This window comes from Psychrobacillus vulpis (assembly GCF_006861825.1).
In the GTDB taxonomy this organism is placed as follows: domain Bacteria; phylum Bacillota; class Bacilli; order Bacillales_A; family Planococcaceae; genus Psychrobacillus; species Psychrobacillus vulpis.
Genome location: NZ_VDGI01000026.1, coordinates 35004 through 52263 on the forward strand (window position 1 = coordinate 35004; position 17260 = coordinate 52263).

The 17260-nt window shown below is 34.6% G+C and carries 18 protein-coding genes, 2 pseudogenes and 1 other annotated feature; of the genes and pseudogenes, 13 read left to right on the forward strand and 7 right to left on the reverse strand.

Annotation, left to right across the window (positions count from 1 at the left end):
* Positions 1-1074: a hypothetical protein gene (locus FG384_RS17635; protein ID WP_142644005.1), complete on the reverse strand. Its 1074-nt coding sequence runs from the start codon at positions 1072-1074 to the stop codon at positions 1-3.
* A 24-nt stretch (positions 1075-1098) separates the two neighbouring features.
* Complete coding sequence (locus FG384_RS17640; protein WP_142644006.1) at positions 1099-1833, reverse strand: ankyrin repeat domain-containing protein; 735 nt, start codon at positions 1831-1833, stop codon at positions 1099-1101.
* Positions 1834-2483: 650 nt separating this feature from the next.
* Here FG384_RS17640 and FG384_RS17645 point away from each other — a divergent pair.
* Positions 2484-3218: a hypothetical protein gene (locus FG384_RS17645; RefSeq protein WP_142644007.1), complete on the forward strand. Its 735-nt coding sequence runs from the start codon at positions 2484-2486 to the stop codon at positions 3216-3218.
* Positions 3219-3371: 153 nt separating this feature from the next.
* Positions 3372-3932, forward strand: coding sequence for an ATP-binding protein (locus tag FG384_RS17650; protein ID WP_142644008.1), 561 nt, complete (start codon positions 3372-3374; stop codon positions 3930-3932).
* Between the two features lie 168 nt (positions 3933-4100).
* Here FG384_RS17650 and FG384_RS20530 read toward each other — a convergent pair.
* Together FG384_RS20530 and FG384_RS17660 are read right to left on the reverse strand one after the other, a co-directional pair.
* A pseudogene (locus tag FG384_RS20530) lies at positions 4101-5050 on the reverse strand (IS110 family RNA-guided transposase); the annotation flags it as partial.
* A 21-nt stretch (positions 5051-5071) separates the two neighbouring features.
* Positions 5072-5398, reverse strand: a pseudogene (locus FG384_RS17660) (IS110 family transposase); the annotation flags it as partial.
* A gap of 391 nt (positions 5399-5789) precedes the next feature.
* Here FG384_RS17660 and catA point away from each other — a divergent pair.
* The 3 genes from catA (at position 5790) to FG384_RS17675 (ending at position 7728) form a co-directional block, all read left to right on the forward strand.
* Entirely contained in the window at positions 5790-6440 is a 651-nt protein-coding gene (gene catA / locus FG384_RS17665; protein ID WP_142644009.1) for a type A chloramphenicol O-acetyltransferase, read from the forward strand.
* A 200-nt stretch (positions 6441-6640) separates the two neighbouring features.
* Complete coding sequence (locus FG384_RS17670) at positions 6641-7066, forward strand: ester cyclase (RefSeq protein WP_142644010.1); 426 nt, start codon at positions 6641-6643, stop codon at positions 7064-7066.
* A gap of 221 nt (positions 7067-7287) precedes the next feature.
* Positions 7288-7728: a cell wall hydrolase gene (locus FG384_RS17675; RefSeq protein WP_142644011.1), complete on the forward strand. Its 441-nt coding sequence runs from the start codon at positions 7288-7290 to the stop codon at positions 7726-7728.
* A gap of 284 nt (positions 7729-8012) precedes the next feature.
* Here FG384_RS17675 and proC read toward each other — a convergent pair whose 3' ends face one another.
* Entirely contained in the window at positions 8013-8825 is an 813-nt protein-coding gene (proC, locus tag FG384_RS17680) for a pyrroline-5-carboxylate reductase (protein WP_142644012.1), read from the reverse strand.
* A 66-nt stretch (positions 8826-8891) separates the two neighbouring features.
* Complete coding sequence (locus FG384_RS17685; RefSeq protein ID WP_142644013.1) at positions 8892-9800, reverse strand: Nif3-like dinuclear metal center hexameric protein; 909 nt, start codon at positions 9798-9800, stop codon at positions 8892-8894.
* A gap of 46 nt (positions 9801-9846) precedes the next feature.
* Positions 9847-10056: a binding site (T-box leader), on the reverse strand.
* A gap of 121 nt (positions 10057-10177) precedes the next feature.
* On the opposite strand from FG384_RS17685, the gene FG384_RS17690 reads away from it, so the two are divergent.
* Complete coding sequence (locus tag FG384_RS17690; RefSeq protein WP_142644014.1) at positions 10178-11125, forward strand: MBL fold metallo-hydrolase; 948 nt, start codon at positions 10178-10180, stop codon at positions 11123-11125.
* Positions 11112-11864 carry an SDR family NAD(P)-dependent oxidoreductase gene (locus FG384_RS17695; protein ID WP_142644015.1) on the forward strand — a complete coding sequence of 251 codons (753 nt, stop codon included), beginning with the start codon at positions 11112-11114 and terminating at the stop codon, positions 11862-11864. Before FG384_RS17690 ends, FG384_RS17695 begins: the two co-directional genes overlap by 14 nt.
* 118 nt (positions 11865-11982) lie before the next feature.
* Here FG384_RS17695 and FG384_RS17700 read toward each other — a convergent pair whose 3' ends face one another.
* Complete coding sequence (locus FG384_RS17700) at positions 11983-12147, reverse strand: aspartyl-phosphate phosphatase Spo0E family protein (RefSeq protein WP_142644016.1); 165 nt, start codon at positions 12145-12147, stop codon at positions 11983-11985.
* Between the two features lie 335 nt (positions 12148-12482).
* Here FG384_RS17700 and FG384_RS17705 point away from each other — a divergent pair, with 335 nt between their 5' ends.
* From FG384_RS17705 to FG384_RS17730, 6 genes are all read left to right on the forward strand, one after another.
* Positions 12483-12896 (forward strand): MarR family winged helix-turn-helix transcriptional regulator, encoded by a 414-nt coding sequence (locus FG384_RS17705; RefSeq protein WP_142644017.1) that lies wholly within the window; start codon positions 12483-12485, stop codon positions 12894-12896.
* A gap of 605 nt (positions 12897-13501) precedes the next feature.
* Positions 13502-14359 carry a DUF4097 family beta strand repeat-containing protein gene (locus FG384_RS17710; RefSeq protein WP_142644018.1) on the forward strand — a complete coding sequence of 286 codons (858 nt, stop codon included), beginning with the start codon at positions 13502-13504 and terminating at the stop codon, positions 14357-14359.
* A 375-nt stretch (positions 14360-14734) separates the two neighbouring features.
* Complete coding sequence (locus FG384_RS17715) at positions 14735-15550, forward strand: lipid II flippase Amj family protein (RefSeq protein ID WP_205961819.1); 816 nt, start codon at positions 14735-14737, stop codon at positions 15548-15550.
* A 73-nt stretch (positions 15551-15623) separates the two neighbouring features.
* A complete protein-coding gene (locus FG384_RS17720) occupies positions 15624-16079 on the forward strand; it encodes an SRPBCC family protein (protein WP_142644019.1) in 456 nt (151 codons plus the stop codon).
* 127 nt (positions 16080-16206) lie between these two features.
* A complete protein-coding gene (locus FG384_RS17725; RefSeq protein WP_142644020.1) occupies positions 16207-16689 on the forward strand; it encodes a hypothetical protein in 483 nt (160 codons plus the stop codon).
* 94 nt (positions 16690-16783) lie between these two features.
* On the forward strand, positions 16784-17209 hold the full coding sequence (locus FG384_RS17730; RefSeq protein ID WP_142644021.1) for a GNAT family N-acetyltransferase: 426 nt from the start codon (positions 16784-16786) through the stop codon (positions 17207-17209).
* The last annotated feature ends 51 nt before the right edge of the window (positions 17210-17260 follow it).

The window sequence follows — 17260 nt, forward strand, 5'->3', positions numbered from 1 at the left end:
TTAAGTCACTAAGGATACATCACTTGCTGTAGCCCAATCAGTCATTGGAACCACAATATATGTTGCACCGGGTTTTAATGTATTGTCTTTAACATCAAAGATACCAACTGCACCTTTACGGGAAGAGAAGCGATATTGTGCTTGAATCTTGCTACCATCTTCAGCTTGTAATTCTACGCTTCGACCTGCAAGTAAATCCATACCAGGATCTTTATCTAATGTTAATTGGAATGATTTATCATCAATTGCTTCTGCTGATTTGACTGTCAACGGAGCAATCTCTTTCGTTTCGAAGGTTGGATTTTTAATTGTTGCCCAATCAGATGACACAGTATATGTTGTACCAGGTGTTAAAATTTGTCCATCTGATAAACGGAATTTTGGTGCTTGTCTACCATCTGCTGCTTGAGTAAATGGAACATAATTTGCTGTTATTTTTTCTCCATTATCTGATGTTATTGTCACTGTACGATCACGTAAAGAAGAAATTACTTGGTATTGGTTTCCGTTATCGTCTTTGTTTTCATCATTTAATTGGAAAGAAAGATCCCCTCTACCAGCTCGATAAGCTTCAATAATATTAGCATAATCTGTTACGCCATCTTCTTTAAAAGATTCAATTTCAAAAGTATCGTTCGTGACTTGTTTCGTTTGACTTAAATTAATTTTCTCCTCACTTGCTGCAAACGATTGTTTTTCGCCACCTTTATAGCCAACTGTATATGTTGTTCCTGGTTTTTGTATAGTAACAGGGATAATATATGTGCTTTCAGCTCCAATTTTTAGGCGAGGAACATTCACTATACTTAAATCATTATCAAACTCAAAATTTTTCTTAATGTTATCTAAGTTCTCTGGATTAATGTCTTCTTCCAATAGTGGCTCAGAGAAAGTTATTTGTAATGTCATTGCGTTTAACGGCTGTAAATCCGTGATTTGAGCTTCTGTAACAGTTTGAACTTCTTGTTGTGGTTGCTCTTGCTCGTTTTGATTGTTCTGTGCTTCCTTATTACATCCTGTTACTGCTAATGCTAATCCAATTAATATAGGTGTTAATATTTTTGCTTTTTTCATCTTGTCATCTCCTAATTATATTTTTTATTTTGCTCCTGCTTTTAACAAAATTTGCTCTATTTCTTTGAAGCCTTTCTCACGAGCATGTTGTAAAGGGGTCACGTTGTTTTTATCAGGTATGTTAACGTCAGCTCCATGATCTATGAGTAATTGAACTGCTTGTTGTTGTGTCTCATTTCCATTATTCAAAATGATTGCTTCCATTAAAGCAGTCCAACCAAGGTTATTGATATGATTAACGTCAATTTTTGTCTGAGTAAGAAGCACTTTAATTACATCTACATATCCATGTTCTGATGCTGGTATCAAAGCAGTTCCTCCATATCGGTTAGTGATAGATGGGTCAGCTCCTGAGTCGATTGTTAGCTTCAGAATTTCAAGATATCCTTCTGCGCCAGCATATAGGAAAGGAGTGTTTTTCATGTTATCTTGAATATTAACATTGGCACCTGCCTCCATAAGGACTTTAGCGGTTTCCACGTCATTGTTATAAGTTGCAATCATGACACTGGTACGTCCGTTTGAATCCTGTACATTGATATTGACGCTTTCTTTTATCAGATTTCTTATAGTTTCAGTCTCTCCGCGTTCAGCTGCTCGAAGTAGTTCCTCATCAATGCCTACTTTCACGATTTCACTCTCCTTAGCTTGTATTATTGATTCATCACCTTTGTTTGAATTACATCCTTGAAGTATGAGAATTAATCCTATTATGACTGCCAACCATTTTATTCTAATAATCTTAGTTGGAGTTACCATTTAAATTTTTTCCCCCTCCAATTAATTTTTAGATTTTTGTTCCTGAAATCATCTTAGCCAACGAACTTAAAATCCATCTAAACAATTTCTAAAAAATATATAAACTTATTCATAAAATTTCTTAATACAAATAAAAAACCCCACACGAGTGTAGCAAGGGCACTGAAAAAGTCCCTATAATCAGCTATTCAGATTGAGTTGTACAATAACCCAATCGATAAGAAAATCGTTGAAAAGCTCCTCTTCCGCGGGCGTTGCCTCAGCCTCTTCGCGTAGTTAGAGGGGTCTTCGGCTAACGCTATTCCCGCAGGAGTGTCGCCTTTTTCAACGATTTTCTAGAAATGAAAAAATATTTATCTTAAGAATAGACAGTTGTTCAGTACTCTCAGCGTAGCGAGGAGGAGGCTTGGCGATTCGCCCGTGGAAAGCGAGTGGCTTTTCCGGACTTAATTAGTTTTAATTCAAATTATTTGAATATGATTTAAATCACTATAAACTTTGTGAAGAGCGGGTCAGTTTAGTGGAATAAGAAGGTTTATGTGAGAGTGGCGTTGAATAAGTTAATATATGTAAAATTTTAAACTATTTTAATGAATTAACGGGTTATCCGAATGGATAATGAAAAGTTATGAGTAGTTGAAACTGGGAGGGTGTATATGAAATATTTATATACGTTTATCATACTTTCTATATTAATCATGAGTGGGTGTTCTAATAATGGGTCTGAGAATAATTTAAAACAAGAAAATGAACAATTAAAGCAAGAAAATGCAAAGTTATTAGTAGATAAAGAGGAATTAGAATTAGATTTGAAAATAGCTAGCTTGGAAGCATCTAGGAAAAATGATCAATTAACTAGTGAGATGAGTTCATTACAAATCGAAAATGAAAGGCAAAAGGAAATAATTAGTCGTTATCAGAATGTACTGGGATCTTCCATTTCAGGTAATCGTACCATCGCCGATACTTTAAGTATCTTTTCACCTGATCAATTAAAAAAGGATAACCAAATAGCTGATTTAATCGTTTCAGATGTAAAAACGGAGACAATTAATGACGCAACAGCTTATTTTATAAAATTCGCTGGTGAATTTGAAGTAACAGGCTCCATTATTCGTAGAGAAAGTGATTATTTCTTTATAGTAAATGAGAATTTAGAGACCATGCCACACACGTTATGGCAATTTGAAAATGGAAATATCTACTTCGATATTTCAAATGAAGAAGATTTAAAAAAATCATTGGGCGACAAATTAGATGCGTTACCTGAAGATGGTCAACTAGATATAGTTGGAGTTTTTAAAAATTATTCATATAACGAGGTTCCGGAATCGGACTCTCTGCCGAGTTTTGCTGAATTTGTAAGATTAATATCAGAGAACTAATCTTTGATTTGTGAATAGGGGGTTTCTTGTTAAATCAACGGCGAAGGTTAGTTGAATAAGAGGTAAGTAAAAAAGGGTTTTTGTCCCAATAACTGAAAGCTTAATTATACTTAATAATCACGGAAAGAATTAAAAAAATTTAGGGGATTTTAGATGAAAAGGATAGTAATTATTACAGTAGGGAAAACCCATAGTGGGAAAACAACATTTGCAAAGGCTTTAGAACAAGAGTTGAACAACTCAGTAGTGATTGACCAAGATAACCATGCTGAATTCATCAATTCATATTATAAAAACTTAATACCAAAACAAGGGACTAATACTATTAAGTATGCCATCACTCAAACTGTTGTAGATTATGCTGTTGAACAGACTAATTATCATCTCATTCTTTGCAACTCAAATCGTAATCGAAAAGGGCGTTTGGAACTGCTCAGACATTTTAATGAAAAAGGGTTTATAAGCATCCTCGTTAATCTTGATATACCAGAACATATTCTTCGTGAACGAGTAACAGAAAGTCGCCGAAGTACAAATATATTTAGGAGTGCTTCTACTTTTGAGGAGGTACTTATTAGGCAACAAGCTGAGTCACATAAAATTGATGTGACAGAACCAACAGAAGATGAAGCAGATTATTTGTTTGTAATCAAAAACAGCGACGAAGTTCAGTTCGTTATTCATGAAATTACAAATATTAATCAAAATTTATGAATGATTTTAGATTAACTACCTTCTGGGTATGTTATATTCCTTTTTTATTCAACTCCCATGAAAATTAAAATCTTCGATTTAGAGAAAAAGACAATACGAAATCAGACGCAGCTCATTTATTTTTTAAAAAAGTGCAGCGCCTAAATGTGGATCAAATTATGGGTTGGATTAGGAGGCATTTGGTTCAGTGATTGTAACGTTGTATCCTAAGTTTTCAAGTCTCCGAACAGAATATCGTACAATCGATTGTTCTTTTTGCTTGTCAAAGTAATCTTCTCCTAAATCTACGTACATCTCTTTGCGATTTAAGAGATAATAGGAGATTCTTAAAATGGCATGAGCGACAGATATTCCTGCCCGTTTTTTTCCCTTTCTTGATGCAGTACGCCTATACAGGGCTCCCAGGATCCTGCCCAGGAGCATAAGTGCGCCGAACTGGGAAATTGCTTCTCGACATCCGTACCGACTTCGGCTAAGATCTGTTCCGCCATTCGAGTGGCGATGCCGGGAATGGAATCCAACCGGAGTTATAGAAGAACCACCCTCCTATTAGATCATCGGTGGAGAAGTAAATTGTCAAGTTAGACGAGTCTTTCTTTAAGATATACCTGGTCTTACCAAAAATTGTACTCTGCAACTACACCTAACTATTACCCTCGAAGAGCTAGCTCCAGTTCACTCTTTTTCTTCTTCATTGATCGACGGGCAAAGCTAGCTAGCTTCTCAGGATCATTTTCGCCATCGGCGATAGCACGAAGCATATCAAGAGACGAAACACCCATAATGTCGGAAACAACGGAGCCAAGTTTGATATTAGCACCTTCCAACACCTTTTGAATTCGATTATGTTGCCTTGCACGTTCTTCGATAATACTCCGTCGGTACCGAACTAATTCTCGTAGTTCTCGTTGATTACGGTCCGGAATGAAACTTGCTTTAAGTAGACCGTGCCGAAGGAGCTTGGCAATCCATTCTGCATCTTTCACATCGGTCTTGCGACCTGGTACTGCTTTCATATGCTGAGCATTCACTACTAAAAATTCAATATTCTCCGCTTCAAGTAAGTTAACTATTGGCTTCCAAAATACGCCGGTACTTTCCATTGCTACGTGGGTACAANTGAAACTTGCTTTAAGTAGACCGTGCCGAAGGAGCTTGGCAATCCATTCTGCATCTTTCACATCGGTCTTGCGACCTGGTACTGCTTTCATATGCTGAGCATTCACTACTAAAAATTCAATATTCTCTGCTTCAAGTAAGTTAACTATTGGCTTCCAAAATACGCCGGTACTTTCCATTGCTACGTGGGTACAATCATGCTTCTTAATCCAGTCAATTAACTGTAGTAGAAATACAGTCTTAGTGGAAAACGTTTGAATCTCCTTTCCTTTTGGTGTAATAATACAGGCAGTAATGGAGTCTTTATGAACATCCATACCGCATGCACGATCAATGATTACTTCCATTGTAATCATCCTTTCTACGGCAACTAGTATTGGAGGCTGGTGCAATAACCAGAGTAGGATTAATCTCCCATGAGTGCTTCCCGTAAGGGAGCGACAGTCTGTGATGCACCGTGGTCGTTGGAGTCAGACTAACGGATGGGCTCTATGGCACCATAGTTCATCGACCTTCCTCTCCCAGCCGTAGTATCCTATACCCGTTTTTCACATTTTCATTCTCTGTGGTGTAGCGCTGATTTTGCGCTACATGGATGGCTAACGGGTGCTTTAGTTGAAGAAGGACTGTATTTGCTTTAGAATTTTATACAAATAATTATTTGAGGTGAGGGTTTTGGTCAGAACAGTTAATTTAGCCTCCTAAAAACTCAATACAAAATTTTAGGAGGCTAATTAAATGAAGTTTAATTTTATTGATAGAGAAAATTGGGATAGAAGTCCATATTTTGAGCATTATTTAAATTTAAAGTGTACTTTTAGCTTAACAGCAAATATTGATATCACAACGCTACTGGAACAGCTTCGTAAAAAGGAATTAAAGCTATACCCCACCTTTATTTATATGCTCAGTAGAATAGTAAATTCTCATGAAGAATTTAGAACTTGCTTTAATGACGATGGTTTCCTTGGTTATTGGGATGAAATGACTCCGGAATATACAGTTTTCCATAGTGATAACAAATCATTCTCATGTATTTGGACTGAGTTCTCTAATGAATTTAGTGTCTTTTATAAAAAATTACAAAAAGATGTAGAGCAATACGTTGACAAAAAGGGGCTTTTTACGAAAAATAATACACCAAAAAATTCATTTCCAATATCCAGTATTCCATGGGTTAGTTTTACTGGTTTTAACCTAAATATAAATAATGATGGAGACTTTTTATTACCTATCATTACAGGGGGAAAATATTTTAATCAGGAAAGTAAAATATTTTTACCTATTTCATTGCAATTACATCATGCAGTTTGCGACGGATATCACGCAAGTATATTTATAGATGAATTACAGCAATTAGCTAATAATTGTCATGATTGGCTCCCTTAAATAAGAAATAGATTGTTTTTTTAATTAATTATGGAGTTGTTAATACGACTCCTTTTTTTATTCAAAGAGGGGTGTTGATCTAAGAAGATAGAATGCTATTTTGTCGAATATATTTGTACTAACGCAGCAGTTTAGTTGAATAGCAATAATAGAATCAATTCTGGTAGAATAAGCATTAAAATAAATATGGAGGTGTTCAAATGACACCAGAACAAATAATTAGAAAATTTTTTGAAGAAGTACGATCAGGTAAAAATCCAGACTACTCAGATCAATTAATGTCCGAACAAGTATTGGCTCATCAAATTGTATCCGAGGAAGAACAAACAGTCTTAAGGACACCTAAAGATTATGCTGAACACGTAAGAGAAATGATTGAAGCCTATGGTAATTATTCTTTAGAAATTCAAGAATTATTGGTACAAGGACCTAAAGTATATGTCCGCTGGAAACAAGTAGGTGCACACGTAGGAGTAGTCGATGGATATCAACCTACAGGACTTCCAATAACTCAAATGACAAGTGCCGTATATAAGATAGAAGATGAAAAAATTTCCGAGTATTGGATTCAAATTGATAGGTCAGGAGTTCAAAAACAATTAGAATACAATAAACATATTAAATAGTTATTTAATATTCCAAAGTGTTAGGATAATAAACTCTTCTTGCAACTAACGGATGCTTTAGTTTACCAAGTTAAGCCAACACTTAGTTGGCTTTTTTGTTGCACGTTTGGAACATAATGTGCACCTTTCTTGTTCAAGTGACCGGGCAGGTTAGTTGAGTAAAGGTATAAAAATGACATCAATCCAGGCTTTTTTTCATATAATACTTTTGGGGTGAAAAAATGCCGAGAGTAAAATACAAAAGTTCAGACATTGATTTAATGGCAAGGATGATGAGGGCAGAAGCCGAAGGTGAAGGACAGCAAGGAATGTTATATGTTGGAAATGTAATTGTTAATCGTCTTGTAGCCAATTGTGTAGACTTCAGAGATTTAAGATCAATTGAAGATGTCATTTTTCAAATACAAGGAGGAAATTATTCTTTTGAAGCTGTTCAAAAAGGTAATTTATTTTACCAAGGAGCGAGAGCTGTTGAAAAAAGATTAGCAAAGAAGAATTTGGATTATTGGAGAGAACACCCAGGGAAATATGCTCTTTGGTATTTTAATCCATATGCTCCATGCCCTCCAACATGGTATGGTCAACCTTTTGCTGGTCAATTTAAAGATCATTGTTTTTATGAACCAGCACCTGGAACATGTGAAAGTGTGTATAATGGTTAGGTTGGTCTAGGAGCTATTATAAATTCCGGATTATTAGTGTGATTTTAGCTTTTTTGGTGCTACGAATAGAACATATTTAGTTGTAGTTACTAATAACCAACGATACTCAATTGAATTAAGGATATTTTAGTAAAAAAAGACAGTCAAATAAATGCGCTTGGAGAAACATTTCCAAGCGTATTTTTCTATACAAAATCAACCAATAACTTTAACTTAGCTAAAATTATCTATCCGGTCTGAAACAAAATAAAGCCCCTTCGAAGAGGGGCAAAGATAGCTGATTCTTATTCGTACTGCTGCCCAAGTATACGAGACTGATTTTGAGCTGCGTCGATGCATGCGAATATTGCATCCTTTACATTATGCTGTATGAGTTGTTCTACACCAGCTTCTGTCGTACCACCAGGACTTGTAACTTTTCTTCGTAATTCTTCTGGCTCGATATCTCCATTTTTGAGCATCTGTGCTGCACCTTCCATTGTTTGAATGAATAATTGGCGTGCGTCTGATTTATCTAACCCATGCTTGATAGCAGCTGCTTCGAAATGTTCAGCAAAATAGTAGAGATATGCTGGACCGCTTCCAGCAAGTGCGGTCACAACATGCAAATCCTCTTCATCAACAGTTTTTACAGTGCCAATGGCCTCCAATAAGTCAATAATATCTGCTTTTGCGTCATCTAATACATGTTCATTCCAACTAACAGCGGATGCGCTTAATCCAACTGCTGCGGAAGTGTTAGGCATTACCCTAGCAATTGGGCGACTTCCTAAATAAGAGCTTATCGTCTGGATGGATACTCCGGCTATGACCGATATGATCGTCGCATTTTTATTAATGAAAGGAGCAATCTCTAAAAGTGCTACTTTTGCGTCCTTTGGTTTCATTGCTAAAAAGACGATTTCTGCATCATTTAGTGCAATCTTTTCTGGACAAACAATTTGTATATTGTATGTTTCTTTTAAATATACTAGCTGTTCGACATCCGATTTATTCATCACGTGAATATTCTCAGGAGAAATTTTCTCCTTTTTCGTTAATCCGTTAATAATTGCTTCTGCCATTGAACCTGCTCCGACAAATACAATCTTCGCCATAAATATTCCTCCTTTTAGTGTATGGTTTTATCATTTATTATTAATGAGAGTCTTATTCCTCACTTTTCAATACCACCATTTTTCTTGAGCGATTAGGACAGTCTCCAGATGAAAATTATGTTCAAACCACTTTCGCATGAGAGTTTTCAGAACAAGAAATTCTGAAGCAGCGTGTGATACTCCGATTAGTGACATGGAAGTAGTAGAAGCAAAGTCCATCATACTTTTAAATTTTTGTTTTCCATATTCATTATCAATATGACAATGTATTTCACCAGAAATATATGCTTGAACGCCATTTTTCTCTGCTTCTACCATCCAGTCCACGACATCTCCACAACCAGCAACAAGTGCAACTTTTTGTATTTCATTTTGGATTTGACCTTCAAAATCGACATATGGAATTTCAAATATCTCTTTCAATTTAGCTATTAATTCTTCGCTATTAGTCTTTTCCACTTCACAATACAATACAAACTCATTATTTATGTCATCACTATTGATAATGGTTGCGTTTAGAGCTCTAGCCATAGCAATATTGGTACCTAATTGTTTATGGCAGTCCATAGGAATGTGACAAGTATAGACGGAAAGTTTCTTCTCTTTTATTTGTGTAATGTACTTTTCTTTTATCGGTACAAAACCTTTTCCCCATTTACCTTTTGGATCTCCACATTCCATTAATAAGGGATGATGCATAAACAACATATCTCCCTCTTTACTTTCTTCGATAAACCTTTCTAAGACCGAGTCCGTTGGAAAAACAGCTAAAAAGACTTTTTCTACATGTGGTGCACCTCTTAACATAAGACCATTAAACAATTCAACAAATTTTTCTTCAAAAGTATTTTTCCACCCAAACTTCAAAGGGTCATACACAGTAGGGATAAATCGACTAAAGGAAATATCCTTTCCAAAAGTTTCGATTTGGAATTCATGATCTAATCTAGCTACAATTTCATTCAGTTCATTCATACAAATCCCCCCAATGTAATAAAAAAAGCGCTCTCGTCCTATATATCATAAGGACGAAAACGCATGTTTCCGCGGTACCACCTAAATTTGCTGAAATTCAGCACAACTTAATCCTTCTTATCGTGAAGGGCACGACTATGTTTTCATAGTAGCTCCGAAGTAGGTTCAACATATGAGAGGAAGGTGAAACTTTCAGCGGGTCATTTCACTCTCTTAACTCCATCAAATATTTACTAGTCTTCATCTTGGCTTTTATTTTCTGAATTAATGAAATTATATGTTTCATTTTTAGGAAAGTCAACTTCAATTTAGTGACGGCACTTTCGAAAAGCTGTACAATAGAATGAATAGCCATTCATAAAAAGGGAGTTTTTCTTATGAAGATACATAAAATTGTTATACCTACACCTTTTGCGGTAGGAGATGTAAACAGTTATTTACTAAAAGGAGATGCACTAACATTAGTTGATGCTGGTCCGAAAACAGAAGAGGCACTAGAAGCGCTTAAAGCAGGAATCAAAGAAGCTGGATATGCACTCTCTGATATAGAGCAAGTCCTTCTAACACATCACCATCCCGATCATGCTGGTTGGGTAGATGCATTTGAACAAGCTACGTTGTTGGGGCATGCGTACAACCAACCGTGGTTAACAAGAGACGAAAGTTTTTTCCAGTTTCACGATGAATTTTATCTACAGTGTCTAAAGGAAGAAGGGGTACCTGAAAATTATTTTCGCTGGGTTGAAAAAATGAGGAGACCAGTTCACTTTATTGGAAACCGACCGTTACAATTAATCTTAAAGGAAGGTGATATACTTCCTGGTCATCCTGAATTTACTGTACTAGAAACATTAGGGCATGCACAAAGTCATTTATCTTTTTGGTCAGAGAAATCAGGAATTCTAATTGGAGGAGATCACATTTTGGAAAAAATCTCGTCCAATCCTTTAATTGAACCTCCACTTCAAAAAGATCATGAGCGTTCAAAGTCGATATTGCAATATAATGACTCTTTAAAACGTATTCAATCATTGAAAGTTGAAAAAATTTATAGTGGTCATGGTAACGAAGTGTATAATGTATCTGATCTTATTAGTACAAGACTGGAAAAACAAAGGGAACGAGCTCTAAAAGTTTTAGACATGATAAAAAATGGGGAAAAAACAATTTTTGAGCTTACTCAACAATTATTTCCGAATGTGTATGAAAAAGAGCTGGGTTTAACACTTTCCGAAACAATTGGGCAAATAGATTATTTAATGGATGAAGGCTATATTACAGAACATCGAAATGAGGAAGGAATCTTAAAGTATGAGCAAGCATAAGAAAATATTTGTTACCGGCGCTACAAGTGGCGTCGGACTTCTGCTTGCAAAAAAATTGCAAGCAGCTGGTCATGAAGTTTGGGCTTCAGGGAGAAATGTAGTAGTTTTACAAGAATTATCTAAGATGGGTATACATACTATTCAAGCAGATTTAACAGCAGAACAGTCCTTAGAGGATCTTTTTGATAAGATGGCTACACCGGACACAATCGTTCACTGCGCCGGTGTTGGCACATTTGCCTATCTAACAGAGTTAGAAGAAAAAGATATGGCCTTAATGATGAAAGTAAATGTATTAGCGCCAATGTCTCTCTCCAAATACTTTGCAAGGAATATGAAGAAAAGAGGGAGCGGTCATATCATTTTTGTCGCTTCTCAAGCAGGAAAAGTTGCTACACCGAAGGCGTCAGTTTATGCTGCTTCAAAACACGCAATTCTCGGATTCGCAAATGCTATTCGAATGGAGCTCAAAGAACATGGAATACTAGTGACAACGATTAATCCCGGTCCAATTGACACACCATTTCTTGACTTAGCAGATCAAACTGGAAATTATCGAGATAAACTTAGTAAACATTTATTATCACCAGAAAAAGTTGTTATTTCTATCATTCAAGCGATAGATCATCCAGTTCGAGAGGTGGACCTTCCCTCGTATATGAGTATAACTAGTAAATTATATGCAGTTTTTCCGAAGATCGTTGAAACAGTTGGAAAAAGTTTTTTTAACAAAAAATAAAGTATTTTTTCATGATTGTTTGTGATTCTAATTTTAGCCAACTTATATAATAATAAAACCGATTAGGTCCTTTTTAGGAGTACTAATCGGTTTTTACATAACTTACATTAATCTCTTATTATGATACTTTATCTTGGTATCGATTAAGTAAATGATCTAGTTCTTGGCTGATTGAGACGACAAGAGGATGCGTATATCCTAACTTCATAGCCATCCTGTACATGCCTTTTCTCTTGATTCCAATTCGAATCAACAGTGCCTTTTCGTTCAATAAACTTTTCACAAAACTTCCTCCATACAATATATTTAGCTTCAATTTTTGATAATAATTACTAGATAGCAGGGAAGCAACCAGTTCATTGTACGATAAATAAAATGCAAAATTTGTCACATTGCGGAATAAATATTAAATTTAACAAAATTGTAATAAAAGAAATCGATTATGGAATAATAAGGATATAACTAGCGAGCAGATCGAAGAAACCTTTTCTATTTGTAGACTAGTTTTACTGCAATATAAACTATTTTTTGACGTAATTAATGCCAATATAGTATGATTCAAATATTAAAAAGTATATTATAAATATATTTTAGTAACTAAATAAAAGGATGTTTTAGATGAAAAAATCATCAGAAGGAATTATTAAAGTCATGATGGAAGAAATGTTTAGTATTCAAAATAAATCTAAAAACTTTACACAATTACTTACTAACGATGAAAACCTCTCTGAAAATTTAGTATTGTTATTACTTAGACTGAAACTATACAGATATATGAAAATTACAGAGATTTCTGAGGCTTTTATGTTAACACCTGGAGCAGCTACGAGTATGTGCGATAAACTTGAAGACTTAAATTTTGTAGAAAGAGTTAGAATAAAAGACGATAGAAGAGTTGTAAGAGTCTCCCTTACAAAAAAAGGAGAAGAAAGAGTCGAGGCTATTTTTACAAAGTTCTCAAAGGAAAAGTTAGAGAAAATTACAAGTGTTTTAATAGAAATAAATGCTCTCTTTGCAAAAATAGAAGAATAAAACCCCAATAAACAGATCAGTCATATGATCTGTTTCAGCTTGTCGACAAATGCATTTTTACAAATCAAAATGTATTATTGTGCTTTTCCTGTAGTAATCTCTCCAGGCGGGCGCTTTCCGCGGACTCGCACCAAGCCTCCTCGGCTTTGCCTGCGGGGTCTTGGACTGTCTCGCTGTCCCGCAGGAGTCGCCGCCTTCCGCTTATTTTTAACTTCAATAAACAGAAAAGTGGACATTTAAACCCTTTTCACTTGATGAGATGGGATAGTCAATTCGTTATTTTTATCAGATATTCCAAGAAACATTGATTAATCACAGCATCTTCAGATTTTCCACTTTCAACTTTTGAAAAATAGGCAGGTCTCGCAACGGAAAGCAAAGTGGCGGGCCTCGCTGATTCTCTTATACATCTCTATTCATTGTAAAACGAATTTGTCTACAGTCTGAACAGATCAGTCATATGATCTGTTTTTTTGTTTTCTTTTTTCCATGTGCATTTGACATTTATAATATCAAATAATATATTATACTTAATATATATTTTAATCGTTAAAATATATATTGATTTAAATTAGTTAAATAGTTTCTAGAAAAGAGGTAATGAAATGAAGAAATTATTAGTTACGGGGGTAATTATGATGGGAGTTTACGGAACATTTCTTGCATTTAACATCAATAAGTCACCTTTTGTGTATAAGAGTGATATAAAGGATGTTGAAAAAATAATTGTTAACACAGATATTTCCAACATCCTTCTTACGCAAACTGATGAAAATATGAGTTTGGAATACAGAGGAGAGAAGTCTTTTCTGGGGACACCGAAAATAGATGTGACCTATAACCAAGGAGAAGTTGAAATTCATGTGAAGACAATTCCAGAAAAATGGATGGGTATTTTACCAGGTTCAAGAAAAAGAGGAGAATTACTGCTGAATATTCCACATTCATTATTAGAAGAGGTTCAATTATATACTCAGAATGGTAATGTTGAAGTAAAGGATGTTAGTAAATTAAACAAATTGGTACTTTCTTCGAATGTTGGGAATATAGAGGTGGATTCTTTTATTGGAAAGTCCTTGAAAGTAAAAGCGAAAAATGGGTCTCTTAATTTAGGATTAATTGAAGGGGAAGTTAATATAGAGAATCGAACAGGTAGTTTGAAAAACTTAACTTTAACTGATGTTCAGGGGAAGAATAATATAAAGGTATCAAATGGTAATGTAAAGCTAGTATTACCAAGTGAAAGTTCACTTTCTGACGTCGGAATAAATATTTTAACTAAAAATGGAAAGATAACTACTGGCAAAGACTATTTACAAAAGCAAGACATTATTAAAAAGGGTCCAGGACAGAGCATAGTGACTAGTTCAAACAGTAATAAAAATATTAGTATAACCGTATCAGTAGGGAATATAGAATTAATTAATCAAGCCAATATTAAAATTGAAACAAAGAAATATTAATAAACGATACAATATTCTAATAATTATTTTCCCGTGTGAAGTCCTACGTATTACTTCCTTGGCGGATCTTTTCCTCTCCCACCAAGGTTGTAGTACCTCCCCACCCATAGCATTCCTATTTGCAAATTTGCAACCATTATTCTTTAGTATCGCTATTTCAAAACCACCATTTATATACTAAGGAAACTGGGGATAAAAATCACCTTTAATCTCATAATTTATTATTGTTTTAGAAGGAAACTTGTTTTCTTAAATAAGTTTTTTGATGACATCTCTTGGTCATGCTCCAAAGGCTGGCCAAATAAATTTAGAGGAAAATTTTATATATTGTTGTATTATTAGGTTATTATATAAACCCAGAATAGGGGAGAAAATTTGGAATTTATGACAGAAAAACTATTATTTATATTTTTGTTTATTTTCATCATCCACTCAATTGAAACACTTGCTTATGCTGTCAGGCTATCTGGTGCCAGAGTGAAAATGATAGCTTCTGCTCTATCTTTATTCAATCTAATGATCATTGTTTCGAGATTAGCCAATATGATGCAACAACCTTTTACAGGTAGTCTTATAGACACTGCTCCTACAACAAATGCTTTAGAATTTGTAGAAAGCCAATATAGAATTCTTATCAGTGCTTCTACATTTGGAACAATAGTTGGTATTCTTTTACTACCCACTTTTATTGCCATATTCTCAAGAGCTATCATACATTTATCAGAAGAAAGAGGATCAATTCCAAGTTTAATTAAAAAGGGATTCTCTATTGAATATATGATGAGAGGGCTTAAGCATATTAGTTTACCGAAGCTAGTCTATTTGAAAAATATTAGAATAAAAGAAATTCCATTTAAATTATTTATAGTAAATATGATAATAACTGCAATTTATACAATCGGTGTACTATCTGCATTGTACGCGTCGTTATTGGCACCAGATAGAGCTTCAACAGCTATTATGGCATCTGGGCTTATAAATGGTGTTGCGACAATTCTACTTGTAATATTCATTGACCCTAAAATTTCTGTTCTTGCTGATGATGTAGTTAATGAAAGGGGAAGCTACCTTTCATTAAAGAGCGTTTCTTTGATGATGATTACTTCCAGATTATTTGGAACTATACTCGCACAAGTATTATTTATTCCCGGTGCTAAATATGTAGCGTGGCTTACAAAATTTATGATCTAAGAATTAATCTCTCAAGTGGAGAACTTTCATCGTAAAAAAAAATTCATGATACGGCCTAAAAAGGAGAATGTAAATGCCTATCATTACACATAAACAATTTATAAATGCACCCGTAGGTATATGTTTTGACCTTGCAAGAAACGTAGATATACATATTAAAACCAATGCTAAGACAAAAGAAAGAGCTGTGATTGGGGTGACGGAAGGGTTATTGGAAGAAGGTGACATTGTCACTTGGGAAGCTATCCATTTAGGTATAAAACAAAGGTTAACAGTTAAAGTGACGTATATGGAAAAACCTTATAAGTTTGTTGATACTATGCTAAAAGGGGCTTTCCGTTCTTTTACTCACTTACATCTTTTTGAAGAAAAATCAGGTGGAACCTTAATGATAGATACATTTGAATATAAATCTCCATTTGGACTTGTAGGGGAGATAGTTGACAAGTTGTTCTTGGAGAAATATATGAAAAGGTTTATTGTTTCTCGTGCTAACGAACTAAAAAGAATTGCAGAGAACACCGAATAGTTATAGAAAAATTAAACGTTGAATTTCCAAAAAAAATTATTAAAATTACTCCAGGAATCCATTGGTATGTGATCAATAATTTTTTTATAAGGTTGGAATGTATTAGAAAAGTCGGGAGGGAGTACTTTTGAAATTTAGACTTGTATTTTTTGCGATCGTATTTTCCTTACTTTGGCTAATGGGTTGCTCGAACAATATGGATGGAGGAGAAAAGAAAGATGTGGAAAATGGAAATGAATTTCCCCCATCAATGACAGGTATTATTAAAGCAAGTAACAAAGAGTATGAAATGAAGTCAGGAAATTATCGTTGGGAAAGGAAGCAAGGTTCAAATACCGAGGTAGTACAAACCGATGCTGCGTCTCCGTACCAACTTGCTGAACAATTTAATGCGATTATGTTAGAACAAAACACTAATATTAATATAGAAATCGAGGGAAATCCCAACATATCCGTTTACCTGTGGAATGAAAATGGAAGAGATAAAGAAGTTACATTAACGAGTAATCAATTATCAGCAGCAAACAGTAAAGGTCGCTATGTATATGAGGTATTAGCAAAATGGTCTAATGGAGAAGTTTCCTACACATTTGTTGTAGAAATTAGGTGATTCGTCAAAAGGTATGAATAACACCTTTAATTGGAAAGCCGGATATAATAATTGAAGATCCATATCAAAAGATTTATAAGAGGTGAAATTTAAAATGCATTTTCGCATAACAAAAGAAATAGATAAAGAAGCAGTAAAATATATAAATAACGAGTTGTATCAGTATAATTTAAAGCATTTTTCAGATGATTTACAAGGTAGATATAAAGAGATAACTCTTTTTGTCAGAGATGAAAAGGATACCGTTTGTGGAGGATTAATAGGAGAGATATGCTGGAACTGGTTAGAGATTCAAATATTAATTGTCAACGAGGATTTACGAAAATCAGGGCTTGGAACGAAACTATTATTAGAAGCAGAACAAATTGCTCGCGAGAATAAATGCGACTTTATCAAGCTCGATACACTTAGTTTTCAGGCGTTAGATTTTTATCAGAAATACGGATATGAAGTTTACGGTTGTATTGAAAACGTCGGCAGGGAACATAAGCATTATTATATGAAAAAGGATTTAAACTAAGCATTTAGGGTTGATTATTAGATAATTTGTGTAAACAATCGAAAGTAAAAG